This window comes from Algoriphagus aestuariicola (genome assembly GCF_017254835.1).
GTDB lineage: Bacteria > Bacteroidota > Bacteroidia > Cytophagales > Cyclobacteriaceae > Algoriphagus > Algoriphagus aestuariicola.
Map to the genome: position 1 here is coordinate 217029 of NZ_JAFKCW010000001.1, position 25969 is coordinate 242997.

Annotated in this window: 18 protein-coding genes; 6 read left to right on the forward strand and 12 right to left on the reverse strand. The window is 48.8% G+C overall.

Annotated elements, in window-relative coordinates; genetic code table 11:
* Positions 1 to 13 precede the first annotated feature (13 nt).
* The 3 genes from J0A67_RS00960 to J0A67_RS00970 all read right to left on the reverse strand — a co-directional run bounded on the left by J0A67_RS00960 (position 14) and on the right by J0A67_RS00970 (position 2643).
* On the reverse strand, positions 14 to 601 hold the full coding sequence (locus J0A67_RS00960) for a YdeI/OmpD-associated family protein (protein WP_206567401.1): 588 nt from the start codon (positions 599 to 601) through the stop codon (positions 14 to 16).
* A gap of 66 nt (positions 602 to 667) precedes the next feature.
* Positions 668 to 1240, reverse strand: a complete 573-nt coding sequence (locus J0A67_RS00965) for a YdeI/OmpD-associated family protein (RefSeq protein WP_206567402.1) — start codon at positions 1238 to 1240, stop codon at positions 668 to 670.
* 8 nt (positions 1241 to 1248) lie between these two features.
* Positions 1249 to 2643: an MFS transporter gene (locus tag J0A67_RS00970; protein WP_206567403.1), complete on the reverse strand. Its 1395-nt coding sequence runs from the start codon at positions 2641 to 2643 to the stop codon at positions 1249 to 1251.
* Between the two features lie 230 nt (positions 2644 to 2873).
* Between J0A67_RS00970 and J0A67_RS00975 the strand changes: the two genes are divergently transcribed.
* From J0A67_RS00975 to J0A67_RS00985, 3 genes are all read left to right on the forward strand, one after another.
* Positions 2874 to 3503 (forward strand): NAD(P)H-dependent oxidoreductase, encoded by a 630-nt coding sequence (locus J0A67_RS00975; RefSeq protein WP_206567404.1) that lies wholly within the window; start codon positions 2874 to 2876, stop codon positions 3501 to 3503.
* A gap of 673 nt (positions 3504 to 4176) precedes the next feature.
* Positions 4177 to 7242 carry a SusC/RagA family TonB-linked outer membrane protein gene (locus tag J0A67_RS00980; protein ID WP_206567405.1) on the forward strand — a complete coding sequence of 1022 codons (3066 nt, stop codon included), beginning with the start codon at positions 4177 to 4179 and terminating at the stop codon, positions 7240 to 7242.
* 1 nt (position 7243) lies between these two features.
* Complete coding sequence (locus J0A67_RS00985; RefSeq protein WP_206567406.1) at positions 7244 to 8845, forward strand: SusD/RagB family nutrient-binding outer membrane lipoprotein; 1602 nt, start codon at positions 7244 to 7246, stop codon at positions 8843 to 8845.
* Positions 8846 to 8964: 119 nt separating this feature from the next.
* On the opposite strand, the gene J0A67_RS00990 is transcribed toward J0A67_RS00985, so the two are convergent.
* From J0A67_RS00990 to J0A67_RS01020, 7 genes are all read right to left on the reverse strand, one after another.
* Positions 8965 to 10290 carry a vanadium-dependent haloperoxidase gene (locus J0A67_RS00990; RefSeq protein ID WP_206567407.1) on the reverse strand — a complete coding sequence of 442 codons (1326 nt, stop codon included), beginning with the start codon at positions 10288 to 10290 and terminating at the stop codon, positions 8965 to 8967.
* Positions 10287 to 13565 carry a VCBS repeat-containing protein gene (locus J0A67_RS00995; protein WP_206567408.1) on the reverse strand — a complete coding sequence of 1093 codons (3279 nt, stop codon included), beginning with the start codon at positions 13563 to 13565 and terminating at the stop codon, positions 10287 to 10289. Before J0A67_RS00995 ends, J0A67_RS00990 begins: the two co-directional genes overlap by 4 nt.
* Before the next feature lie 296 nt (positions 13566 to 13861).
* Complete coding sequence (locus J0A67_RS01000; protein WP_206567409.1) at positions 13862 to 14626, reverse strand: DUF6090 family protein; 765 nt, start codon at positions 14624 to 14626, stop codon at positions 13862 to 13864.
* Positions 14627 to 14740: 114 nt separating this feature from the next.
* Positions 14741 to 15682: a toxin-antitoxin system YwqK family antitoxin gene (locus tag J0A67_RS01005; RefSeq protein ID WP_206567410.1), complete on the reverse strand. Its 942-nt coding sequence runs from the start codon at positions 15680 to 15682 to the stop codon at positions 14741 to 14743.
* A 93-nt stretch (positions 15683 to 15775) separates the two neighbouring features.
* Positions 15776 to 16339, reverse strand: a complete 564-nt coding sequence (gene purN, locus J0A67_RS01010) for a phosphoribosylglycinamide formyltransferase (RefSeq protein ID WP_206567411.1) — start codon at positions 16337 to 16339, stop codon at positions 15776 to 15778.
* A gap of 117 nt (positions 16340 to 16456) precedes the next feature.
* On the reverse strand, positions 16457 to 16888 hold the full coding sequence (locus J0A67_RS01015) for a VOC family protein (protein ID WP_206567412.1): 432 nt from the start codon (positions 16886 to 16888) through the stop codon (positions 16457 to 16459).
* A 25-nt stretch (positions 16889 to 16913) separates the two neighbouring features.
* Entirely contained in the window at positions 16914 to 17516 is a 603-nt protein-coding gene (locus J0A67_RS01020; RefSeq protein WP_206567413.1) for a hypothetical protein, read from the reverse strand.
* A gap of 208 nt (positions 17517 to 17724) precedes the next feature.
* Between J0A67_RS01020 and J0A67_RS01025 the strand changes: the two genes are divergently transcribed.
* The 3 genes from J0A67_RS01025 to J0A67_RS01035 all read left to right on the forward strand — a co-directional run bounded on the left by J0A67_RS01025 (position 17725) and on the right by J0A67_RS01035 (position 25159).
* The gene (locus J0A67_RS01025; protein ID WP_206567414.1) at positions 17725 to 23235 is read left to right on the forward strand and encodes a PAS domain-containing protein; all 5511 of its coding nucleotides are present in this window, start codon (positions 17725 to 17727) and stop codon (positions 23233 to 23235) included.
* 178 nt (positions 23236 to 23413) lie between these two features.
* Complete coding sequence (locus J0A67_RS01030) at positions 23414 to 23953, forward strand: DUF8685 domain-containing protein (RefSeq protein ID WP_206567415.1); 540 nt, start codon at positions 23414 to 23416, stop codon at positions 23951 to 23953.
* A 102-nt stretch (positions 23954 to 24055) separates the two neighbouring features.
* Positions 24056 to 25159, forward strand: coding sequence for an endo-1,4-beta-xylanase (locus J0A67_RS01035; RefSeq protein WP_206567416.1), 1104 nt, complete (start codon positions 24056 to 24058; stop codon positions 25157 to 25159).
* A 1-nt stretch (position 25160) separates the two neighbouring features.
* On the opposite strand, the gene J0A67_RS01040 is transcribed toward J0A67_RS01035, so the two are convergent.
* Both J0A67_RS01040 and J0A67_RS01045 read right to left on the reverse strand, forming a co-directional pair.
* A complete protein-coding gene (locus J0A67_RS01040; RefSeq protein ID WP_206567417.1) occupies positions 25161 to 25445 on the reverse strand; it encodes a hypothetical protein in 285 nt (94 codons plus the stop codon).
* A gap of 179 nt (positions 25446 to 25624) precedes the next feature.
* A complete protein-coding gene (locus tag J0A67_RS01045; RefSeq protein ID WP_206567418.1) occupies positions 25625 to 25951 on the reverse strand; it encodes a DMT family transporter in 327 nt (108 codons plus the stop codon).
* Between the last annotated feature and the right edge of the window lie 18 nt (positions 25952 to 25969).

Sequence of the window (25969 nt, forward strand, 5' to 3'; positions counted from 1 at the left end):
AATAAGGATTGGGTCAGTCGTTCAGCCCCTTGCCCTCCAAGATATTGGGAACGCTTTTTTCGATGCGGGATTCTCGTGTTTTGGACTGCTTGGCTTGGGAAAAATAAAACAGATACGCCCGCTGCCGCCCGGGCGTAAGTGACTCGAAAGCCGTTTTGAGTTTGCAATCGGACTCCAATTTTCGCTGAAATTCCTCCGGCACATCGTATTCCCCGGTTTTCTTCAAGGCGACCTTCAGTCCGGCCTTTTCCACTTCAATCGCCTCATAGATGTGGGCTTTGACCCAGACTTCCTGATCCATGACTTCCTTCACGTGGGTAAACCGAATTTGGCGGGCGGCTTGCACATTCTCGGTTTGCTGGATCAGGATAGCGTGTGAATTCTGGAGCAACGCCCCTTTGAAAAAGAGCAATGCACAGTATTCCTTAAAGACATGGATCAGGACTATATTGGTCTTGTGAAAAGTGTAACAGGGGCAGCCCCACTTCAGCTCCTCAGTGAGGCCGCAGTCTAGGACTATCCGTCTCAATTGGGCGATTTCCTTTTCCCATCTTTCGTTGGAGGAAAAGTAAAAATCGACTTTTGGATTAGGGTTGTTCATTGGGCTCTTGTTTTACTTGGACAATATTCGAAAAAAAGTTAGGAAAGGGCTAGTGGTATTCTTTTCCTAAAATTGCTTTGGCTTCATCCCTTTTGCCGCCAATTCGGCAATTTCGTCGATCCGATTTTGGCGGGTTTCGGGTCGTCTTGCGAGAACAAGCGAGGCCAACATCATCTTCCGCACCGACTTGCTTTGTGCATCGAAAAACTCCCTCGCTCCGGCCTTTGCCCTGAGCGCCAGTGCCAGATCCTCGGGCACTATCAGTTCCTCGACTTCATCGAGCAGCGTCCAGGAACCGTTTTCTTTGGCGATTTCAACAGCCTCCAAGCCAGCTTGGGTCATCAGGCCTGTTTCGGTCAAGGTCGCGACCTTTTCCTTGTTGATCTTGGACCAAGTGCTTTTTGCCTTGCGCTTGCTGAAGAACTGATGGGAGGTTTCATCGTCTATCTTAACTTTTTTGCTGTCGATCCAGCCATAGCAGAGGGCGATGTCGACGGCGTCGCTCCACGAGATGGAGGGCTGTCCGGATGCTTTTGTGTGGAACGCCAGCCATACGGATGACTTGGACCGATGATGCTTCTCCAGCCAATCTCTCCAATCCTTGGCTTTTTTTGGATAAACGACTTCGACCTCTTGCATGGCTCTTACTAGGCTTTTAGATTTTCCCCGTCCCTGAAGTGGAGTCTGCGAAATACCAAGCCAGAAAAGATGGTCAGACTGCCGATCACCAAGAAGGTATAACGGAAAGCATTGTGGATTTCGTTTTGGATCAGTCGCACATCTCCTTCAAACAACTTCAGCACAATCAATCCAAATGCCACACCGAAGCCGATTGCCAACTGTTGGTTTACCGAAATTAGGGAATTGCCGCTACTCGTGTGGTACCCTCTAAGGTCCGCGATGGAGATGGAATTCATCGATGTAAACTGGATGGAGTTGAAGAAGCCGAGCAGCGCGATGATGGGCAGATGCCAATAGATCGAAGTATGGAGCCCGGGAATCGCAAATGAACAGATCAATACTCCTATAATCATGGTGTTGGCCATGAGGGTGTTTCGATATCCAAAGCGATCGAGAATCCGGATCACGACAGTCTTGCCAAAGATCGCCGTCAGTGCCATCGGGGCTACGATCCAACCGGAGACCACCGCGGATTCTCCGTACGCGATCTGGATCATCAGGGGTAAAAGCAATGGAACTGAACTAATTCCAAGTCGGGTAGCGAGGTTGCCCAGGATACCGACGCGAAAGGTTCGGACTTGGAAAAGGTTCAGCGGAAAGATGGGGTTGTCTTCTTTTTTTGCATGCCGGTAATAGAAATACAGCATCAAAAAGCCCAAGACCAAAGCTGCTAGGATAGGGGTGATGTGGACGGTGTTTCCCAACAGCTCCAGGGAAATGGACAGCAAAAACGAAGCAGCTCCGAAGAAAAGAAATCCCTTCAAGTCGAAGTCGAGGATCTTTGACCTATAATCCGGCATAAACTTCAGTCCCAACACAATCCCAACAAACGCAATGGGCAAGTTGATCAAAAAGATCCAATGCCAAGACAGGTAGTCCACCATATAGCCTCCGACCAAAGGACCAAGCACTGGGCCGATCAAAGCCGGGACGATCGCATAGTTCATGGCCTTGACGAGCTCATTTTTGGGATAAGTCTTGATCAGTGTCAGCCTGCCGACAGGGGTCATCAAGCTCCCGCCCACTCCCTGCAAGACCCTGGCAAAGACGAGTTGGGTGAGGCTTTGGGAAAGGGAGCAAAAAAGCGAGCCCAGTGCAAAGAGCAACAGGGCCGCAATAAAGACCTTTCTGGTGCCGAACTTATCGGCCAAAAATCCACTGATCGGCATCAGCAAAGCCAAAGTCAGCACATAGCTGATAATGGCGTTTTGCATGTTGAGCGGAGATTCGTTGAGATCCTGCGCAATGGCCGGCAAGGAGGTGTTCAGGATCGTCGAGTCCAGCATCTGCATGAAAATGGACGTGGCCAGGATGCCGGGAAGGATTTTTTTTACTTGTGGACTGACGTTTTTAGGATTCATTCAGGAATATCAAAAAGCTAAAGAGGCTGTTTCCAGAAGGTGTCGCCAAGAATTTCAATTTAGTCAAAGAACAGGGAAAAATAAGTGGAGGTTCCTATGATGAATTCTCCCTTAACCATTTTGGAAGCTGCTGCCTCTTCCGGTTTTTTTAATTTCCAGGAACTATTGAGGCAATGGAGACGGTTAATATGTGTATATACATTTAAAATGTCAGCATTCAACCAACTGTTATGAACGTAATCCAGAATCTGAAATGGCGCTATGCCACCAAAGCCATGAATGGTCAGGTAGTGCCACAGGAAAAAGTCGACTACATCCTTGAAGCTATCCAACTGACGGCTTCTTCTTCAGGACTTCAGCCCTATGAGGTTCTCGTCATCACCGATCCGGAAGTGAAGCAAAAGCTCCGTGCCGTCGCTTGGGATCAAAGCCAAGTCACCGATGCTTCCCATGTTTTGGTTTTTGCCGCTTGGGATCAATACACCGAGGAGCGGATAAACAAGGTCTTTGAACGAAGCAACAAACAGCGGGGCTTGCCAAATAGTGCCACCGATGCCTACCGGACTCGTCTGATAGGGATGATGGGCGTGAAGTCTGCCGAAGAAAACTTTCACCATGCAGCCAAGCAGGCCTACATTGCCTTAGGAAGTGCATTGGTAGCTGCTGCGGAACAGAAAGTGGACTCCACTCCCATGGAGGGTTTTGACAATGCCGCAGTGGATGAGATCCTTGGCCTTGCTGAAAAAGGCCTCAAAAGCGTGATCGTCCTTCCTTTGGGTTATCGTGACGAGACTAAAGACTGGCTGGTCAACATGAAGAAAGTGAGAACGCCAAAAGAGGAGCTGGTTACACTTGTCTAGAATGCCAATGCGCCCCATTTTGTGTAGGGTGGGGGCTTCGTAAGCCTTTTTACGGCTGTTGCGTTTGTATTCAACCGAGATTGAAAATGGCGACGGCCGCTACTGCCCTTCAAAAGTGTTTTTCAGTTCATTTCTTCTTTGGAGGGAAAATTTCGAAAGGAGTTTTCCCTTTTTGGTTTCAATCCTCTTATAGCGTTCGATGAGAGCTTTGGTCCGTGTCCTCGTCTGTTGGTTTTTTCGGATGGTGATTGAAAATTTGAATAATGCGGACGGATATTGCCGACACTTTTACGAGAAGAGGGTGAAAAGCTGTTTTTTTTGAGTTTAGCTCCCAGTCAAGTACAAAAAATAACTGAAGAATCTTGTAAAAATTTAAAATTAACTGATATAGCCTTCGGTTTGTGTAAAAAAATTAATAAAGATTTATTGTTTGGGCTAAAAATATCCGGAATTCATTTTGTAAGCAACAGTCATTTTTTCTAGCTTTAAGATAACAGACGAGCTGAACTCAGGAACGGTTTAGCGTCTGCCGCCCCAATCTGACCGTACGTGGGATGAGTTTTTGTTCATCCTGACATAGAATCATGTTGCGAGATATTTTTGGATCTCCGCTTCGTACATCATCCGTTTTCGGATAGCCTTTTATTTTATTTCTAACCATTTACTACCAGTTATGAGAAAGTTTTTACCGATTGCTTTCGCCTTGGCTGTGTTGCTGAGCCTGTCAAGCTCAGTTTACGGTCAACAGCGGGTATTGAGAGGGAAGGTTACAGCGTCTTCGGACGGCCTTCCTTTGCCAGGAGTGACGATCCTGGACAGGAGTAACCAGTCGGGGACCACCACTAATGTGGATGGTGAGTACTCGATCTCTGTGACGGACCAATCCGTGTTGGTCTTTTCGTTTATTGGCTTTTCGAGCAAAGAGATTACGGTGGGCAACCAAACTGAGCTCAACGTAGTCCTGGACGAGGAAGCTAGTGATTTGAGCGAAGTTGTCGTGACTGCCCTAGGTATCAGCAAGGAAAAGGAAACCTTGGGGTATTCTGTGACGGCTGTGGGCAGCGAAACCTTGACCAAGGCTAGAGAACCAAATGTCGCAAACTCCCTTGCCGGTCGAGTTGCCGGTTTGGTCGTGAAGGGAACCAATAGTGGTCCAGGCGGGACCTCCAAGATCACGCTGCGTGGTCTTCCAAGTATCAGCGGTACCGGATCTCCATTGTATGTGATCAATGGAATCCCAATGGACAACACCCAGCGTGGGTCAGCCGGTGAATGGGGCGGAGGCGACACTGGGGATGGTATTGGTAACCTCAGTCCGGACGATATCGAAACCATGACGGTGCTCAAGGGGCAAGCAGCTTCAGCGCTATATGGCTCCAGAGCGTCCAATGGTGTCATTTTGATTACCACAAAACAAGGCTCCAAGGGCAGCGACTGGTCTTTGGACTATACCATGAACTACATGGCTGAAAAGCCAGTGGACTTCACGGATTTTCAGACGGTCTACGGACAGGGTACGGGAGGTCTAAAACCCGCAACCGCTGCCGATGCCCAGACAACTGGGAGATTGGCTTGGGGAGCACCGCTCGACGGTAGTTCTGTAGTCGGTTTTGATGGAAACCAGTATCCCTATTCACCCACGGACGACCGGTACATCGACTTCTACCGCACGGGATCCAACTTTACCAACACGGTGTCTATCTCCAAGGGATTGGGAACGGACGGATCATTTAGAATGTCTGTATCCAATCTAAGCTCCAAATCAATCGTGCCAAACAGTGGAATGGACAGGCTGAGCATCAATCTGAATGTGGATCAGAACATCACCGACAAGCTGAATGTGTCTGCCATGATCAATTACATTGATCAAAACTCGAACAACATCCCGTTTTTGAGTGACGGTCCAAAAAACCCGAACAACTTTCTGATGTTGGCGCCAAACATTAGCCAGAGTATTTTCGCCCCAGGCTATAATCCTGAAACCGGCGCGGAAACTGTCTTTAGCGACGATATCTACGTCACCAATCCTTATTTCATTGTAAACCAAGGGGTGAACGATGCAGGCAGAAAGCGAACTATCTCCGCCCTCTCGACCAAGTATGCCTTCACCAAGGACATCTTTGCGATGGTCCGTCTCGGGAATGACGTCTCCAATGATGACTTTTTCAGTGTCGACCCCACCGGACTCGCCTATACAGCCGACCTGAAAGGTAATCTGGGAGGTCGCGGCCAGTCCCAGAGGTCAGAGTTCAACATTGACGGTATTTTGGGAGCCAAGTTTGACCTTGCGGAGAACCTTACCTTGGATGCGCTTGCCGGGGCAAATTTGCGAAACAACAAGTTTGAATCCGTCGGAGTTGGAGGGAGCAGATTTGTACTCCCATATCTTTATTCGCCCTTCAACGTGGAGACTTTCTCAAGATCCTATGAGTACAATGAGCGCGAGGTGCATTCGGCCTACTACTCTGTAGGATTCGGTTTCAACAATATCCTGACTCTGACCACAACAGGTCGATACGATGTGTACAGTACTTTGCCTACGGACAACAACAGCATTTTCTCTCCATCTGTGGCCGCAGCCTTCGTATTCGACCAGCTGCTGGATATGCCGGCTTTGGACTTTGGTAAGCTCAGAGCATCTTATGCGGTTACGAGCGGGGAACCGTTCCAAGCCTATCAAACAGCTTTTTACTACAGCTCTGCCAATGCGTTTAATGGCATACCGGCGGGTTCTTCGCCAACGAGCCTACCAAATTTGGATTTGAAGCCCTTTACCACTGACGAGATAGAATTTGGGGTAGACCTTAGCTTTTTCAACAACCGCCTGGGTTTTGATATCGCGTACTACGAAAAGGAAACCCACAATGAAATCATGAATGCCAGCTACAGCATCGCCTCTGGCTTCAACAGTGCAGTAGTGGCGACTGGATCTACCAGTAACAAGGGCCTGGAAGTGTTGGTGACAGGTACGCCGATCCAGAGTCCAAACTTTGTTTGGAAGACCTCCTTCAACCTTTCCAAAGTGAAAAATGAAGTACTGAGTACCGACAACAACAACAATCCGGTCAATCTTGGGCAAAACAGGGCTACGCTTGGCAATGCGGTGACTGCCTATGTAGTCGGAGAGGCGGGACCTCAGATCAGGGCTTATGACTATGCCTACAACGAGGACGGCAGCATCAGAGTGGATGCTTCAGGACTTCCGGTTCGTGGAGAATTGATCAACATGGGATCTGTTCTGCCTACATTATATGGAGGATGGAGCAACGAGTTCAGCTACAAAGGAATCATGTTCTCCTTCCTGATTGACTATAACTTCGGTAACAAGGTGCTTTCCGCCACTGAGTTTTATTCGATCTTCAGAGGCTTGCATCAGATCACGCTTGAAGGCAGAGAGGGCGGCGTCACTAACGATGGAGTCACCTCCACTGCCGAGGCCTACTACCGGGCGCTTGCGCAGAATGTGACCAGTACCAGTGTCGTTGATGGTGACTTCATCAAGCTGAGACAACTGACCTTGGGTTATGCGCTGCCATCCAAATGGTTTGGCAATACTCCGGTGTTGAAAGGACTGGAAGTTTCTTTGGTCGCCCGAAACCTCGCAATTTTGATGAGAAAGGCTGACAATATCGACCCTGAAGCAAGTTTTGGCTCCAACATCAACTACACCGGCATAGAAGGAGCCAATCTCCCAAGTACCAGGTCATTTGGCTTTAATCTCAACTTCAAATTGAATTGAAATGAAAAAATATATTAGTTTATTCCTTACGGGCGCATTGTTGGCCGTCTCCAGTTGTGATGGCGATTTTGAAGATATCAACACTGATCCCAACCGAGCCGATGGAGGCGTTTTTGATCCAAACCTGATCCTACCCACGGTTTCCTACAACTATGGGAACATGATGACCGGCTATACCGGGGCCATACTTTTCCAAAGCATGTGGGTACAAGTGATGGCCTCCACCTCCACAGGTGGTGCAAACTACTATTCCAATGCTGACAAGTACGTGGCATCCGGAAGTACAAACAGCTACATCCAGAGTGTATGGAATGATGGCTTTGCGGCAGCTTCAAGAGTATATCAAATGCAGAGTTTGGCGGAGCAAAAAGGCTTCGGCAATTTGGTCGCGGTGGGAGAAATCTGGAAGGTCTTGACCTTGTCCTTCGTTGCTGATGTCTACGGCGATATCCCGTATTCAGAAGCCTTGCAGGCGGAAGCGGGGATCACCCAGCCAAAGTACGATTCTCAGCAGGAAGCCTACACTGCTATGCTTGCTGATCTCGATGCCGCGCTTGCTTCCATCAACGATGCAGGGGGGGAGATCAAAAACGACGTATTGTACGGAGGAGACTTGGCGAAATGGAAAAAGCTTGGCTACTCCATTATGCTGCGTATGGCGATGAGACTCGTGGACGTCGATGCTTCGACTGCCCAGACCTATGTGCAAAAGGCAATCACTGGTGGGGTGTTTGCGTCCATCGACGACGAGGCCGTATTGGTGTCGGATCAGGTGAATGGCTATGCCAACTCAAGCGCCAATGCGCTCAACGTAATAGATGACGTGTATGAGGTAAGGTGGTCAAATAAGCTGATCGATTTCCTGAAGTCAAAAAATGATCCTAGGCTTCCAGTAATTGCGGAAGTCCCAGGAGCTGGATTGGCTGCAAACAGGAGCACTACTCCGGGCAACAACGATCCGAGCGCTCAGATTGGAATGCCAAATGGCTACGACATGAGAGGTGGATCCACCGATATTGTCAATGCTCCGAACTATCCAGGGCCTACCGGAACGGGCGCGGATGTGGCACCGATAGGAAAGTATTCTAGGCCAACAGCCATCTACCGGGACAGAGATGCTCCTGTTTTTATTCTGACCTACTCAGAAATCCAATTGCTGCTGGCCGACGCAGCCGCAAGAGGATTCTCAGTGCCGGGTACCGCCTCTAGCTACTATGCTGCCGGCGTGGAAGCGGCTCTAGTTTCCATAGGCAAGTTTGGCGGAGCATCCATCGCTCCTTCTGCTGCAGCGGCTTTTGCTGCAGCCAATCCATTGGATACCAGCAGTGCCGAGTCCTCGCTCAAGATGATCAACGAGCAAATCTGGGCTACCACCGGGATCTTTGCCAACTTCGTTGAGTCTTGGAACAACTGGAAAAGATCGGGCTATCCGGTATTAACTCCGGTGAATTATACCGGTAACTTCTCTTCTGGCCAGATTCCAACTAGACAACTCTACCCTGCATCCGAGAGCTCTACGAACCCTTCCGGATTGTCCAATGCGACCTCTCGAATGGGTGGCGACACTTGGACTACCAAGGTTTGGTGGGATGGAGGAAATTGATTTTTCTTTTAATCGAATCTAAAAATAAAAGGAGGTTCTGGAGTGATCCAGAACCTCCTAGTTTTAGGGGGTGGGGCGAAAACCAAAAGGCGCCTATTTTAGACCACCCAAACCCTGATCTATTTCCCCACTTTCTCCCAGATTGATTTGCCGATCTTTTTTCCCTGGGCAACTCCGTTTTCGATGGCGTCCCTAAAATGGATGCCTCCATACAGCCGAGAAATAGCAGCTTCCTCGGAAGCTTGATTGAAAGAGGTGAATTCCCGCTCAGGCAGGCCAAAATACACTTCTGAGCTGTCAATAAATCCGAATCCATCTCCAAAATAGGATGTGAGAAGGCTGGATGCAGCGCTGCTGACGACTGAGTGTCCAGAGGTATATTCCGGAAATGGGGGTGTCTGCAGAATAGGTTTCCAGGTTTCGTCTAGCGTTTGGTTGATCACTGTCTCAGGGCGGATTCGGTGGGTGTCATATTTGGCTTTCCAACAGGACACGAATGCATCGTGAAGTGCCATTCCCACCAGCGTATGGAGATAGGCAGTTTCGGCAAATGGCAGTCCGGCCTTTTGCGCAGCAATACCTGTAATGCCCATCCAGTGTCCCCCGGGCGAGATTTTTTTCACACCGATGGCCATATGGCCCGCAAATTCCACCTTGAAGGGATTGCAATCCCAGAAGTTTGCGATCAGACGCTCTTCCTCGCTGAGGTTTTTGACCCGCTCATACACTTCGGTCATTTGCCGCTCAAAGGAAGAACCCGGTTGAAGATCGAATGGGGCCATGGGAGCCGGATCGTATTCACTCAGGTTTTCTAGGAAAAATGTCTTCATGGTTTTCCATTCCGGCTCTATGGCAGCCATGTAGGCAGGAGGCGTTGGATACCAATAGCCTGGTCCCTCTTTTGGGGTGTAGCGTGTCAATGCGGTGAGTTGGAGATAGCCGTCCTTTTTGGCGATGGATAGGACTTGGTCCGCTACAGCCTGGGCAAACTGCAGATGGGTGTCTTGGTTCTTTTTGTTTATCGTTTTTGATTTCAGCCCCCATGTTTGCCAGACCTTCTGTTTTTCTTTTAGAAGGTAGCCAGAGGGCATGATTTTCTCCCCAACCAAAAGCATGGCGTAGATCGCGGCAAATTCCGGAGAGTCGATGCGCTGCAAAGACAGCGGAGCGCTTTGCTCGTGGATGTTGGACTGGGCTAGTAAGTCACCATTTCTGAATTCCACTCCTGACTCTTGCAGGACTCTGTAGGCGGCGAGGTTGACATAGGCATAGATCCTGGCAGCCACCGGTGGACTGGCCACATCGGTGACCATGACCTCGGTGATATGGAAATGCTGCTCCGCGTAGATCCGGGGCCAGTCGTTGACTTTTTTTTGCCCCAGGCTGACTTGGCAGTAAAAAAAACTGATAGCCAAGGCGACGAGGCATTTGACGACTTCTTTCATCTTCTTTGGTAAAACTCAGGTTGCTGTTGGTTTAGTCCAAATACCAAGGTCTTTTGATTTCCCAAGCTCAGCTCGAGAATGGACTTGATGTCCCCTTTGATCCATAGTCCAGACTCAGTTGGGCTCAGAGGCCTAAATTGTGCTTGTCCCTCATTGAGCAACACAAGCCCCAAGCCTGCATCTATCTTTCCAATACGGATTCTGTTTTGGCTCTGGTTGCCGCCCAAGACGAGATCAGGTTTTGAGTCCCCGTTGAGATCGGTGACTAGGATGGCATAGGTGGGGAAACTCTGCGCGATCCGGGCGAGAGGATGGGCTGCGAACCCTGTAGATGTATTTTCAAAATACATTGTCTCAAAAGTGTTTACTTCCAGCTTTTGGGCTTTGGCGAGCTCCTCGGTCGTGAAGAGATCGCCAAGCTTTGCCTTGGAGTAGGCGGCATAGTTGGTGAATTTGCTTCGCATGCCTGCCATTTGGTCCAGCAATTCATCCCTACTGGCAAAGGGATAGTAGTCGTCGTCAACGAAACACTCCATGATCGGATCGATGCTGCCATTTTGGTCAAAATCTGCGGCGTAGAGTCGTAGGGATTTGTCCGGTCTGGCGACCAGCTGGCTGTTTAGCCCAAAATTCCCGGCAATGAGGTCGAGGTCTCCGTCTCCGTCAATGTCTGCCTGTGCCAGACTGCTCCACCATCCGGAAAGTTTGTCTGGGAAATATTTTTCGGACTGATCTTCAAACCGTCCATTTCGATTGACTAAGGCTAGGGGGCTGAGGTATTCTCCGACTAGAATGAGGTCGTCGATGCCATCTCCATCCAGGTCTTGGGCTATTGAGGCGGTGACCATCCCGAGCTTTCCGTCATGGGGCAATGCGTCCTCTATCAAAGTGAACGCGCCCTTTCCATCATTGAGGAGTAGTTTGGAAGTGGGGATCTCAGGATATCGTCCAGGAATAATTCTGGCGCCCACAAACAAATCCAAATAGCCATCTCCATTTGCATCCAACGCGGCCGCTGCACCTGTGCTGATGCGGTAGTCGGGAAAACTTGCCTGGGGGACAAATACGCCATTGCCGTCGTTCAAGAAAAGGCGATCCCTCAAAGAGGCGTCTTCGCTGGTGTAGTCGTGATAGCCTCCGCTGCCGAGGAAAAGATCCATTTTGCCATCTCCGTTGAAGTCTTCGAAAAGGGCAACTGCGTCCGTGAATTCTGCCGCGGAGCGAAAGCCCCGATAGGGAGTCCAAGTGCTGTCTTGGTAGGCGTAGATTCTTCCCGGACTACCCTTGCTGCCACCCACGAACAATTCCTCCATCCCGTCTCCGTCTACGTCTGATTTTGCCATTATCGGACCTAGGTGGCTGGGCATGGTGAGCATAAGAGGTTGGCGTTTAAAGTCATTCAGAGTAGAAGTCGCCGCAGCGAAATCCGTCATGGGGGAGACTTTCGCCAATAAACCGGTCTTCTTGGCTGCTGATTGGTACCTGGGCAAGGTACTGGCCTTTTCTACTCGTAGTATTTGATTAGAGGTTGGCTTGAAGAGTGTTTGGATAGACTGATCTGGCCACAGGATTTGGAGGCTGTCCAACTGTGAGCTTTCGCCCAAGCCAAAATGAAGGCGATAGGTGCTGGAAGATTGAAAGCCCCGAGTAGGATAGAGCTCCAGTTTTTGGATTTTCTCTTTGGAAAAAGCCGTAAGAACAGCTCCCACGGCAAAGGTATTTTTTGAACTATCCCTCAATTCTACCTGCAGCCAATCGCCTTTTTCGCTTTTGTTTTCATATATGCTTGCGGTTTCGTTCAGGTGCGATACGACAAGATCCAGATCCCCGTCGTTGTCCAAGTCGCTATAGGCTGCTCCGGAGGAGAAGTTTTTCGCAGCAAATCCAGCCGATTCGGATCGGTCGGCAAACTGGAGGTTTCCCTCGTTTTCGAAAAAGTAGTCATGGACAGGAGTGGAACCCATGGAGGTGACCAAGTGGAGGGTGTCTGCTTTTTGTCCATCTATGGCCTGTTTGAAATAATAGTCGCCTTTGTATTTCAGAAAATCCCGGTTGGTGTAATCGCGGTAGTACCCATTGGTAACGAAGAGGTCCTTTTGGCCGTCGTTGTTCGCATCGAGGAAGAGTGCCGACCAGCTCCAATCGGTATTTGAAATACCCGCCATCTGGCCTATTTCCGAAAATGCCCCGTTGCCCTGGTTGAGCTGGAGCATGTTTCGCATGTTTTGGTGGTGAAAGCCCTGCTTCAGCATCAAGGCATATTGCTCATAATTTTCCGGGCCATAGAGAAGTTTTTGTCGCTCGTTGTCTTCGGGAAGCATGTCTAGGGTGAAGACGTCGGGCAAACCGTCATTGTTGATGTCCGCTATGTCTGCCCCCATTGAGAAGTGGGAGATATGTTGGAAGTTCTCCACGAGGCGGTCTGAAAAAGTTCCGTCGCCGTTATTGAGGTAGAGATAGTCGGGCTCGATGTAGTCGTTGGTCACCAGCAGGTCAGGCCAGCCGTCCCCGTTGATGTCGGAGGCCAACACGGAAAGACCGAAGCCTAATGCGATGCCCTTGATGCCGGACTTTTCGCTGATATCGACGAATTTCCCACCAATGTTTTCGTACAGTTTGTCGCCTGCGTAGGGATGCCTTTCCTTGCGCACGGCTTCAAACTCCAGGGTATTGATGACCTGGATATGGTGGTTGAGAAGAAACAGGTCCAAGTCTCCATCCCGGTCAAAGTCAAAAAAAAGCCCCTGGGTGGAATTGGAAGGATCGGCGATACCAAACTCCTCGGCCTTTTCCTCAAATCCAAAATCTCCCAAATTGATCCAAAGCTCGTTTTTTCGGCTTTCTGGATCGTCTTTTCCGGAGTAGCAAACGTAAATGTCCAGCAAGCCGTCGCCATTGACATCAGCCATGCTCGCTCCGGTGGTCCAGGCGGTTTTGCCTTCCACTCCCGTAGCCTTGGTCATATCCTCAAACTTCAGCCCACCAAGATTGCGGTAAAGCTTGTTGCCGGTCATGTTGCCCGTGAAGAAAATATCGTCCAGGCCGTCATTATCCAGATCCCCCACTGCGACACCTCCGCCATTGTAAAAATACTCGTAGCGCAGGATGTTGTTTTTCTGGTCTTCTATCAGCTGGTTTTTGAAGGTAACTTTAGTCTTTTTCGGAGAGACGGCTTCAAACTTGGAGTCAAACCCTTGTCCAGAAGCCCAAAGTGATAGACTGGACAGCGAGGCTATCAGCAGAATTTTGGCAGTAATTATTAAAACAAAACGCATATAGAGAATCAAGCGGAATACAACCGAGCTCAAAGATTAGACTTTGCGATCGGAATAGGTGCAAGTCTTGTCAGCAGACCTATGGTTTTGCGACAAGGGTTTTTTAGGGTTTCGGTTTTGTTGGGATCGCTGTTGACTTTTGCCGTATCTTCCATTTTGGAGCCTTGCTCCTTGGGGATTCTTGATTAATTGGGGCGAAAGTGTTTCCTGAAATAAGGTATTTTTCAGGTCTTATGAAAAGATTCGCGGTCGAAAGGAGTCAGGTTTCTCGAAGCTTTTTTGTTCCTTTTGAGCCCTTAGCGTATTTCTTTCTCAATCAAGATCTGAATATCCTCCAAATCCCTTAGCAGGGGAGCGTAGTGGGCGTTTTCCGTCGCTATGCTCGCTAGGATAAACATCAGCAGATTGTTTTCAAATTCTGTGGAGCTAAGCAGGGCGAGGTTGCTTGGGAGGGTTTTCTCCTCCATTAGACCTAAGTCCCTATATACGCCTGCTTGGATTAAGACGGTTTTCAGGCTGTTTTTGCCCGTCCGGAAGAGATCCAGCACCCTTTCCCTCTGAATTCCCAAATCCCGTTCCTGCCGTGTGATATCCTCCATAGTAGAGGTCCAGTTGGTTAGGAGAATTCTCAGTTTCGGATTGGAGATGTTTTTAAGATTCCCGGAATTGATCATTTCGATCAGGAAAGAATTGTTTGGATTGAAGGCTATGTCCGATGAAAAGGCTGTGTACATGAGTTCGGAAAACTCAGTTTCGCTCAGCGACTGGCTTGGATCTGAGCTGTAATTCAGGATTTTTTTTGCCGCTTCAAGGTTGTATTTGTTAACGGTTATCAGCTCAGTCAGCTTCAGCTTGCTGGTGTGAAACTCCTCCTTCAGACCAAGCAGGTAGGTCTGTTCGGTTTTGGCAAGGAGTCTATTTTGGTTGCCGTTGTTGATGGCAAGGGCGATCAGTATGCCGATCACCACCAGGATGATTTCGCCAAAGGCGTATACGAGATACCTGCTGAACTTATTTTCGGAAAGAAGTCCTTTTCGGATAGACCTGAAAAGTTTGAGCATTGGTTTAAGACGGATGTTCCGACTTAAGCCAAGTTAAAAAAAATGTCGGAAAGGTACTTCCAACCTCGCCAATGAAGGTGCCCGGTGACAGGCCATTGTGGTATCGCAGGGGATTCATTTTACCGTGATATTCATTTTAAAGCCATTGGATGTGTTTGAAAAGCTCCATTGGTCAGTCACAAATGATGAATGTTTGGTCTCAACCTGCAATTCGAATGCGATCGTCTTTGTGCTGGCTTGTTTGGTTCCGTTTTTCTTCTCCGGGTACCATTTCGAGTCCAGGCTTTGGGTCGTGGCGAGTGCCCTGTTGTAGATCTTTTTATTCTTGATCGTGTCTTCTATTTCAGTGATGTTTACAATTTTTCCTTTTTCATCAATCGTGAACAGAAAAATGATCATACCCGTATTGAGACTGATTGTATTGTTGCTCGATTGCAGGTAGGCTGGAAAATCGAATGTCTCGTTCAGATGTTGCTTGAGAAAAAACTCACCACCTATATATCCAGCTTCGATGTTTTCCAGATCGGCGTTGTGCGAGTAGACCAGAGAGTCGCTGTCATGATCGAACTGTTGCCTCAGAAAACCTGCTTCATCAAAGTAATCCCAGACCCCTCGCTTTTCCCCATTGCTGTAGTTGCCAGACTGTGCGGTCGTCGGGTTGGCCCACATCACCTGAAAGGAAGCTCCGTTTTCCGAGTCGCTGCTAAACAAATCCAATGGTTTGGTTTCAGGAAAAAAGTAGGTCCAACGGCCTTCCTTCAAGCCATCTTTATTATAATTTCCCTTGGATTTGATGTTGTTTCTGTTCGGATAATAAGTTTCCCAATAGCCGCTTTTTTTTCCTTGTGAATAGCTGCCAAATGACTCGATAAAGAGGCCTCCGTAAATTGGTCTATCCAACTTAATGTAGCTCCCATGTTTTGTTTTTTTATCCGATTTGAGGACGTAGTATTCCTCGTAATAGCTGTCCTTATCCTTTAAAATCGATATCGTCTCTTGTGCGAAGTTTTCAAGTGAAATGCAGATCAAAAGGAGGGTAAAGAATAGGTATTTCATCAGATCATTTTGGCTCAAATGACTGTAATAATATGCGATGGGGGTAAAAGATCAAAATCTTCGGTGAACTAACATGCTTCAAGGCTTGTATGCTCATGCCCCAATTAACTCACCAATTACTCTTGGGAAATGCGCGTGCTCTAGCGCATGGACTCTTTGGGCAATATCTTCAGGACTATCTTCTGGGCCAATGGGAGTGGAAGCCTGAAAAATGATCCTACCCTCATCGTAGTGCTCGTTGACCAAGTGGATGGTGATGCCCGTCTCTGCGTCGCCGGCGGCTTTGACCGCTTGATGTACATGCATGCCATACATGCCTTTACCTCCGTACTTGGGAAGTAGGGCTGGATGGATATTGACCATGCGATCCGAAAAAGTTCTGGTCAGTTCATCTGGAATTTTGAGCAGAAAGCCAGCGAGGATCACCCAATCGATGTTTTCATCGATCAACTTCTGGGTCAAAATTCCAGCTTCCATTTCCTTGCGGGAAAAAGTAAAGGTTTGTACTCCGAATTTCTTGGCGCGCTCCAGGACGAACGCATCTGTTTTGTTGGAGGCGACAAGGGCCACTTCAGCCTGATGGGAATGCTGAAAGTATTCCATAATTTTTTCGGCATTGGAGCCGCTGCCAGAGGCGAGGATAGCGAGACGTTTCAAAGTAGGTGGAATTTACGCTTCAAAAGTATCCATACTCGGCTGGAGAACCAAAACCTACGATATAAGAAGACCTGCCAAACTTCAACGTCCTGGCAGGTCTTGCTTCGCTCGGCGGTATTATTCCTCTCCCGGCTGCAGTGTATAATTGATCATCCAGCCTATGCCGTACTTGTCTTCAAAACTTCCGAAATATGCACCCCAGAAGGTTTTTTCGTAGTTCATCTCAATTTTTCCTCCGGCAGATAGTCCATTGAAGATCCGCTCACCTTCCTCCCTGCTATCCGGTGCCAAGGAGATGTAGTTGTGGTTCCCCTTGTGCAGGACATGGCCCATGGATGGACTGGTGTCGCTGGCCATGATGGCCACGTCTTCACTGACTTTGAGTGAGATGTGCATCACACGGTTTTTCTCCTCCTCGGGCAATTCCATGCCTGGAGCTTCTCCAAAATAGCTGACGCCGCCTTCAAATTCGCCGCCCAAGACGGACTTGTAAAAGGTCATGGCTTCTTCGGCTGTGCCGTCAAAATTGAGATAGGGGTTTACTTTCATGGTTTTGTTGGATTTGGGTTTCGGACTAATTTACGGATTGTCTTGCGGTTTTTCCCAGTGAAATCAAATCGACTCTGAAACTTAACACCGCGATAATGAGCCCGGAGCCTGCAATTGCAAAAGCCACGGGCACTCCCACAAACGATACCGGGACAGAGATCAGTTGCAACGCCAAGCCAGCTAGCCAAATCAGATGACCCTGCCAGGATCTCTTCTTCCTCTGAGCCAGCCTGCCGCCGTTTTCCCCCTCTTCTACCAATGGGAGAAAAAAATCCCTGTATTGCCATAGGAGGTAGACATCCATCGCCAGAAGTACGGCGAGTACGTAGGGCGTGCCTCGCCAGTGTTGGGAAATAGTGACCATCAGGATGTTTAGGATCATCGGGACCATCATGATGCCGCCGAGAAGTTTGTACCTGGTGGTAAGCAGGGCAAATCCAATTGTGATCTGGCAAATCGCGATAAAACTGGCGTATAGACCCAAGTCGTACTCCGCGAGACGCTCCACCAGCCAGGGAGGGCCGATCCAACCGATAAATTGGTGGCCTGCGTAAAGCTTGACCATTCCAGCAGTCCAAAAAGTGAAACCAAGGAATATTGAGACCAAATTGGGTAGTAGCTTTTTCATTTGAAGAAAAGGAAAATAGGGTTCGGGTCTTCGGACCTTGCCTAATTTGGGGATTTTTGCTGGAATCCAAGTGGATAAGAGCCAAATTCGGATTGGGCATTATTGGGCTTAGTTTTCTAAATCAAAACCTGCCATTTATTCTTATATTTCAATTCATGCCGGGTTGCAGGTAGGCTAATGCCTGTATTCCGTCTAAATTTTTTACAAAGTGGGAACAAGGCACTCTATGGACTCGGACAATCAGCTGGAAATGGATGGAAAGGGACGACTTCCCTCTGTTGCTTTCGATGAGCTGGCTACCTTGGCGGCAGATAGCTGCGGTGTTTCTTTTGGTTTGATTTTAACTTGGGAAGCGGGTAGCCCGTACATCCGTGGCATTGCCGGGACAGAAGAGTCCCATGCTGATTTTGATGCGCATTTGGGGTGGATTTTCGAATTGACAAGGGAGGGTTTCATTCTTATTCCGAGTCTCAGGACCGAGCGACGTTTTGATTCGAGTCCTCGATTTCGGGGAAAGGAGGCTTTTGGTCTTTTTGCCAGTATACCAATCGAATCTTCCGGCGGGAAGCGTGGTTCATTGAATGTTTTTGACACTTCTCCCCAGCATCTGACCGACCGGCAGATCGATGCATTGAAAAAAATTGCGAGACAAGCAGGTCGCCTGATAGACTTAGAGGATAGCAAGCGTGGGCAGCAGCGGGCGCGGCAGATTTTTGAAGAAGAAAAGAACAGGCTGCTCAGAGTCATCGATTCAGCGGAGATGGGTATCTGGGAAAGCAACCTGGAGTCCGGAGAATTCCTAGTAAATGAAAAATGGGCGGAGATAATAGGTTATTCGACGACTGAGTTGGGAGACCTTAGCCTACAGGTCAGGGATTCGCTTGTTCATCCCAAAGACCTAGCGGAATCGAAACGGGCGCTTGCAGACTATCTCGAGGGGAGGCTGCCTCGCTACGAATGCGAGCTTAGGATGAGGCACAAGAAGGGATATTGGGTATGGATTCTCGAGCGGGCAGAGCTCAAACTTACACCGGACGGAAAATCGGGGCCTTGGCTTTTTGGTACGCTTATCGACAATTCCGAGCATGTGATCGCCTACGAGCAAGTCTACCTGAGGGAAAAGAAATTCGAAACGCTCCTGGAAAACAGTGAGGATGCGATCGTGATTCTGAACCATGATGGCAGATCCCACTTTGAAACCGAGTCGGTATCGAGGATTCTCGGAAGGAAACTTGACCTGCGGGTAGCGGAGCCTATTCGGAATCTCGTTCATCCCGACGACCTGCGGTATTTTGACGGCTGGTTTCAGGAATCGCTATTGAGTCCGGGGAAAGCGGTCCGGGACAATGTATCGAGACTACGCCACCTCGATGGCAGTTGGCGCTACGTTTCGGGTACCCTTACCAATCTGTTTGATAATCCCATCATTAACGGCATAGTCTACAATTTCAAAGATGTGTCGAGGCAGGTCTTGGCAGAGGAGCGGCGCAAAAGCGCCGAAAATCGCTATAGAAAACTGGCTCAAGAGGGTGCGGATTTGGTGTGTGTCATCGATGAAGAAGGCATATTCAGCTATCTGAGTCCCAATTTTCAAAACTACCTTGGATTCAGTGTGGAAGAGCTGGAGGGGAAAAACGCTTTCGACTTTATCCATCCAAAGGATGCGACAATCATCCTAGTGGATTTTCACAGGATACGAGAGGAAAAGCAAGTCAGGGGACTTCCATTCCGTTTTCGGCATCAGGCGGATGGTTGGCGATGGGTACAGAGTGTTGCTACCAATCTGCTGGATGATCCGGATATACGGGGAATCGTCGTCAATTCTGTCGATGTCACGGCGATGGTCATCGCCAAGAAAGCACTGGAACAGAGCAATGATCGGTTTAGACTAGCACTCAAAGCCGGCTCTGAGAGTATTTACGACTACAATCCACAAACCCACAAGGTTTTTATCAGCGAGACCTTTGAGGAAGATTTTGGCATTAGGTTGGGTGACGAGGAAGAAAACTTCCAACTAATCCGAGACAGAATCCATCCCGAAGATCTCAAGCAGGCAGTGTGCGAATTTCGGGAAGCCATGGAGAATCCATCCGTCACCACTTGGACACGGGAGTATCGCCTTTTGAAAGGAGATGGAACCTACGCCTATATCCGAGACAGGTCGATCAAGCAAACCGACAAGTCAGGGAAGCCGATTCGGGTGGTTGGCGCTCTCATGGACATGAGCCGGATGAATTTTTTTGAAAAGCTCCATGACATCGAAAAGGAGTTCATCGAGTCCAGTCTAGTGACCAGTACGAATGAAAAGGAACTTTACCGAAGTTACCTTCTCCAGCTCGAATCGCTGATCCCGGGCATGAAAGCCTCTATACTCCAAGTGGAGGATGGCCGCTTGAAAAACTTTGTCTCCCCAAGTCTAGATTCGGAGTTGGTGCAGTCAATCGAGAGTGTGCAAATCGGGCCAAACCAGGGTTCTTGTGGTACGGCAGCCTACTATGGGGAAAAAGTGCTAGCAACGAATGTATTTCAAGATTCCAGATGGGAAAACTATCGGGAGATCGCCAGGAAGTATGGCATAGGCGCCTGCTGGTCTTTTCCCATACTCAACGCGTCGGGTAAAGTGGTGGGTACTATTGCTAACTATTACTCCTCCCCGAGGGAAGTGGGGGAAAAGGAGCTGAACACCTTGGAGCGCGCCCAGCGCCTAATATCGCTTTTGATGGCGCAGTATGAATACCTCGAGAAGATCAGGCTGGACAACGAGCGCTATGAGTTGGTCAACAAATCCACGAATGAAGCCATCTTTGACTGGGATGTCCAGAAGGATAAGTTTTACTGGGGCGAAAGTTTGACCCGTGTTTTTGGTCACCGGTATGAAGCAGGTGAATTCAACCTCGACACTTGGGCCAGCCTCATGCACCCAGTGGACAGCAGCGAGAAGGCTGAGGAATGGGCAAATTTTATGGCTGATCCATCGGCGCAAAAGTGGCAAAACCGGTTCCGGTTTTTGAAGGAAGACGGAACCTTTGCCTACGTGGAGGAGTCTGCCTACATCATTCGGGACGATCGGGGAAATCCCGTCCGGATGATTGGTGTTCTGAGGGATCAGACCGATCTAAAGAAAATGGAATTTTTGTTGGCCAATGCATCCAAGCTGTCTAGGGTAGGAGCTTGGGAAATAGATATACCCAACGACAGGCTTCTATGGTCACCCATCACTCAGGAGATCCATGAGGTCCCCGCCAATTTCACAGCTTCTACCGCCGAGGGGATTACTTTCTACCGTGAGGATTTCAGAGAGGCAGTGTCAAGTGCCGTGGCGCACGCGATCGAGAAAGGGGAGAAGTTTGACTTTGAGGCCCCGATAATCACCGCAACCGGAAAAGAGCGATGGGTAAGGGCGATCGGACAAGCGGAGTTTTTTTTGGACCGTCCTGTAAGGGTAGTCGGGTCCATCCAAGATATCCAAGAGCGGAAACAGATGGAAGAGCGCCTCAAAGGCATGTCGGATAGCATCCCAGGTGTGATATTCCAATACGTCCGCAAGCCGGATGGTTCGGATGAATTTCCCTATATGAGTCGCGGCTCCATCCGATTGTTGGGGCTCACACCGGAAGAATGCATGTCGGACAGTGAACTGGTGTGGTCCAGAATTGCGAGAGGGGGGGATTTGGAAATGCTCAGAGATAGCTTGGAGGCTTCAGCGTCTTCGCTTAGCTTCTGGAATTGCGAATGGAGAGTATTGAGTCCGGATGGCAGGATACGATGGAGGGAGGGTAGAGGCACGCCAAACAGAAAGGCGGATGGATCTATCGTTTGGGATGGCTTGGTCATGGACGTGACAGATAGGAAAAACCTCGAAAACCTCCTTGAGCAGTCCGCGAGAATGGCAAGAATTGGCAGCTGGGAATTGGATCTGACAGTGGATCCCCTACTGCTCAACTGGTCAATGTCAACCCGGTCGATACTGGGCTTGGACCGCCTCAGTGGGATGAAACTGGATAGGGTCTACCAGATGTTTGCCGGACAATCCCAAGAGACAGCAAGGCTTTGCATAGAAAACCTAATTCAATGCGGCCAGGGATTCGACGTGGAGCTTGAACTTATATCGGGTACCGGGGACCATCGCTGGATTCGCTGCATAGGCCAAGCTGTCCATGTGGGGGGCAAAACATTGAGTGCATTCGGAAGTGTACAGGATATCCATGCCCGCAAACTATCCGAGCTGGATCTCAAGCGGCTTCTTTTGGAGCGAAATACGATACTGGAAAGTATTGGGGACGGATTTTTTGCGGTGGATTCCGACTTTACCGTGACTTATTGGAATAAGCAGGCGGAGGCTCTGCTCAGCGTGCCCCGCAAGGAAATCCTGGGAAGAAACTTATGGGATTTCTTCAAAACCCAAGAGTTGGGAGAGTTTTCTTCAAAATTTCTGTTGGCACTGGATACCGGGCATGCGGTTCATTTTGAAAACTACTTGGAAGCCTTCGGAGTTTGGTTTTCCGTATCGGCATTTCCTTCGGATTCGGGTCTGACGGTGTATTTCAAGGATGTCACCGAAAACAAGAACGCCCAGGAAGAGATCAAAAAATCAAACGACCGTTTCGAGCGGGTTTCGGAAGCGACTAATGACGCCATCTGGGATGCCCAACTTGCTGAGGACAAGTTGTATTGGGGCAGGGGATTTAAAACGCTTTTTGGATACGACTTGGAAAAACTCCAGCCAACCTTTGATTTTTTCATAAGTAGGATCCATCCCGTGGACCGAAAGCGGATCAAAGCAAGCATGGAAAAATCCAATAAATCCCCGGAAACGACGAGCTGGAATGAGGAGTATCGCTTTCAAAGAGCCGACGGAACCTACGCCTATGTAATGGACCGCGCCATCTTCACCCGCCAGCCTAACGGTGTCCCGATTCGAATCATCGGCGCGATGACAGATATTACGGAGCGCCGGGAGTTTGAGGAATCGTTGAAAAAACTCAATGCAAAATTGAAGCGCCAAGCGAAGGAGTTGGCAATTTCCAACTCCGGCTTGGAGCAGTTTGCCTACGTTGCGTCGCATGATTTGCAGGAGCCGCTGCGGATGGTATCGAGCTTTCTTTCCCTTCTAGATCGAAAGTACCGGTACGAACTGGATGACAGAGCGCAGCAATACATTCACTATGCAGTGGATGGAGCGGTACGGATGAGGCAGATTATTCTTGATCTTTTGGAATACTCCAGGGTAGGAAAGGGGGAGAAAGTATTGGAGGAAATCAAATTGGAAGAATTGATAGGAGATGTCGCCCAACTGCAATCGCAACTGATAGAGGAAAAACATGCCCGCATCCAATTCGAAGGTCGGGCAACGATCACAAGCTTTAAGTCCCCGATACTACAAGTGTTTCAGAATTTGATCGGGAATGCCCTCAAATACAGCAAAAAAGAAGAACCACCCGTGATTTTGATTTCTTGCAAAGAAGAGAGAGAGCACTGGCTGATCGCGGTGAAAGATAACGGGATAGGGGTCAAGGAAGAGTACTTTGACAAAATTTTCGTCATTTTTCAGCGTCTTCACTCCAAGGAAGAGTATACCGGAACCGGCTTGGGACTGGCTATCGTCAAGAAAATCATAGACAGCCTTGGGGGCAAAATTTGGGTTGAGTCGGTTTATTCCAAGGGGACTTCCTTCTACTTTACCATACCAAAACCGACCAATAAGGGATCAGAAAGTTGATAATCGATAATTAAATCAAACAAAGCTTTTTGTAGGTAGAACAGATTTTGACCCTAGGACAACATACTAACTTTTCTTTTAAGCAATAGGCCCCAAGCCGTGCCTGGCTGGCCAATACTATAGAGGATATCATCTCGAGGAAGATTTTTTGATTATTTTGAGAGAAAATCAACACAGGATGTCAGCAAACGAACTCGGGGTGGGCAGTCGGATAAGCCACCCAAAATTTGGTTCAGGAGTCATCGTTTCGGTGGATTCCGGATATTACAAGATTTACTTCACGGCTTCGGAAGAAGTCAAAACGCTAGCTCGTGACTATGAAGGCTACACGGTCGAAGAGGCGAAAATGCCGGATTTCCCGATGTTGACGATTAGGGATGTGGAGAAGGCGATCCGAGAAGCACTGATGGCGACCTCTGAGAAAACACCGCTGGTACCGTTGGGAGGGAAATGGATGGGGGGGAAGCTGATCATGGAACCCTCGGACAAGAGCCTTCAAGCGAAGGAAGTGCCATTGGAGACCTTCTTTAGGAAGATCGTGATGGTGCGGGAAAAACTCCGCGTGTTGGAACAGAATATCAACAACCACCCCAAACTGGACGACGAAGACAGAGTCAATCTGCAACAGTACATTACCCGCTGCTATGGCTCTCTGACTACCTTCAATGTGCTCTTTGCCTATAAGGAGGACCAGTTTAAGGGGAGTGGCAAAGACTAGCTACGCTCGCCATGGCGCTGAGTTGAACATGTCGACTCGGGAGCCGATTATAGCGGCGGCCGACCTGCATTTGATTTTTGACTTCAATAAAAAAATATCCTCATGAAAAATTCCTCTCTACTTTGTGGCCTAGTATTGCTTTTTGCCCCTCTTCACACAACCCCTGATGCGGGACTAAAAGATCTGTTCGAAGAGGATTTTTACATAGGAGCCGCTCTGAACCTGGGTCAAGTCAATGGTTCGGAGCTCGGGGCCGACTCACTCCTTTCAAAACACTTCAATTCAATCAGTCCGGAAAACGGTCTGAAATGGGGGCCGGTGCATCCCAAAATGGGAGAATACCGATTTGAATATGGGGATGCCTACGTTGCATTGGGAGAAAAGCTAGGGGCATTTGTTGTGGGACACACCCTAGTCTGGCATCAACAAACGCCTCTTTGGGTATTTCAGGATTCAGGAGGAAAGCTTTTGGAAAAGACAGCCTTGATAGAAAGGATGGAAGACCACATCGATACATTGGTTGGTCGATACCGTGGAAAAATTGACGGCTGGGACGTAGTAAACGAGGCATTTGAAGATGACGGTTCCTGGAGAAATACCCACTGGTACACAATAGCGGGCAGAGATTTTATCAAAGCCGCGTTTCGCAAGGCCCATGAAGTGGATCCTGACGCAGAGCTATATTACAACGACTACAATGTCTGGATACCGGCGAAAAGAAGGGCAATCCTTGCCATGGCGGAAGAACTGCGAAGCGAAGGCATCAGAATAGACGGAATTGGCATGCAGGGCCACTATCGATTGGATTCGCCGGGTCTGGATCAGATTGAGCAGGCTATTTTAGAGATTCACGCGGCCGGATTCCAGGTCATGATTACCGAACTCGATGTCGACGTTTTGCCGAGGCCAGGTAGGGGCGAAGGAGCTGATCTCAATGTCAACTACGCGGCCTCCCCAGAGTGGAATCCTTATCCCGATGGGTTACCCCAATCCGTGGAAGCTCGCTTGATTGATCGCTATTCGTCTCTTTTCCAGCTTTTCAGCAATCATTCGGACAAAATCTCCCGCGTGACCTTTTGGGGTCTACATGATGGCAAGAGTTGGCTTAACAACTGGCCAGTCAGGGGAAGGACCAATTACCCGCTGCTTTTTGACAGGGAGATGAACCTGAAGCCCGGATTTGTCGAAAAATTGGAAAAACAGTGAGTTAATAGCTCATAGACAGATTGCTTTTGCTTCTTTTCTCCACAAAAGTGATCGGTACAAACTGTTCGGTCGGAGCACCGATGTAGTAGACGGTCCAGTTGGGATCGTGCTTGGCAAGCAACTCTGCAATGCAGTCTGCCCGGTGCCCCTGCGGATTTTTGCAATCGTCCCAGTAAAACAGTTCAACCTTGTAGTGAAGCGCTTGTTTTTCGTTGTTCACAGTGACTTCGATTTGGATGTCCTGCTTGCCGGCTTCGCGGGGGATGGGTATAGCGATGTAGCTCATAAAAGTGTTGTTTGATGCCAAAAGCTACTCGCAGTTTTTGTGCCATTGAAAATCCTCCAAAACGACGGAAATCAGCGGATTTTGGCAGTTGTTTTAGGCTTTAGGCGAACAAATTTGTGCGCAGAAGGACAAAAGCTAAATTTTATTCCTGCGGTGCTTTGTATGCTACACGCGGTTGATCAGTGGGAGACGACCTTAAGTCCGATAATCGAGGCTATCAGCGTGGTAATAAAAAACACCCTCCAAAAGTCGGCAGGCTCCTTAAATACGAAAATGCCTACCAAGACGGTACCGACTGCACCAATCCCCGTCCAAACTGCATAGGCGGTTCCAATGGGAAGTTCCCTAGTCGCACGAACGAGTAACACCATGCTGATCGTGAGACAAACGATAAAGCCGCCATACCAGTAGATGGCGGCCATTCCGGTACTTTCCTTTGCTTTGCCCAGACAAGCGGCAAAGCCTACTTCAAAAAGACCTGCGATAATCAGGATAATCCAGTTCATGGTTGAAATTTGGAGCAA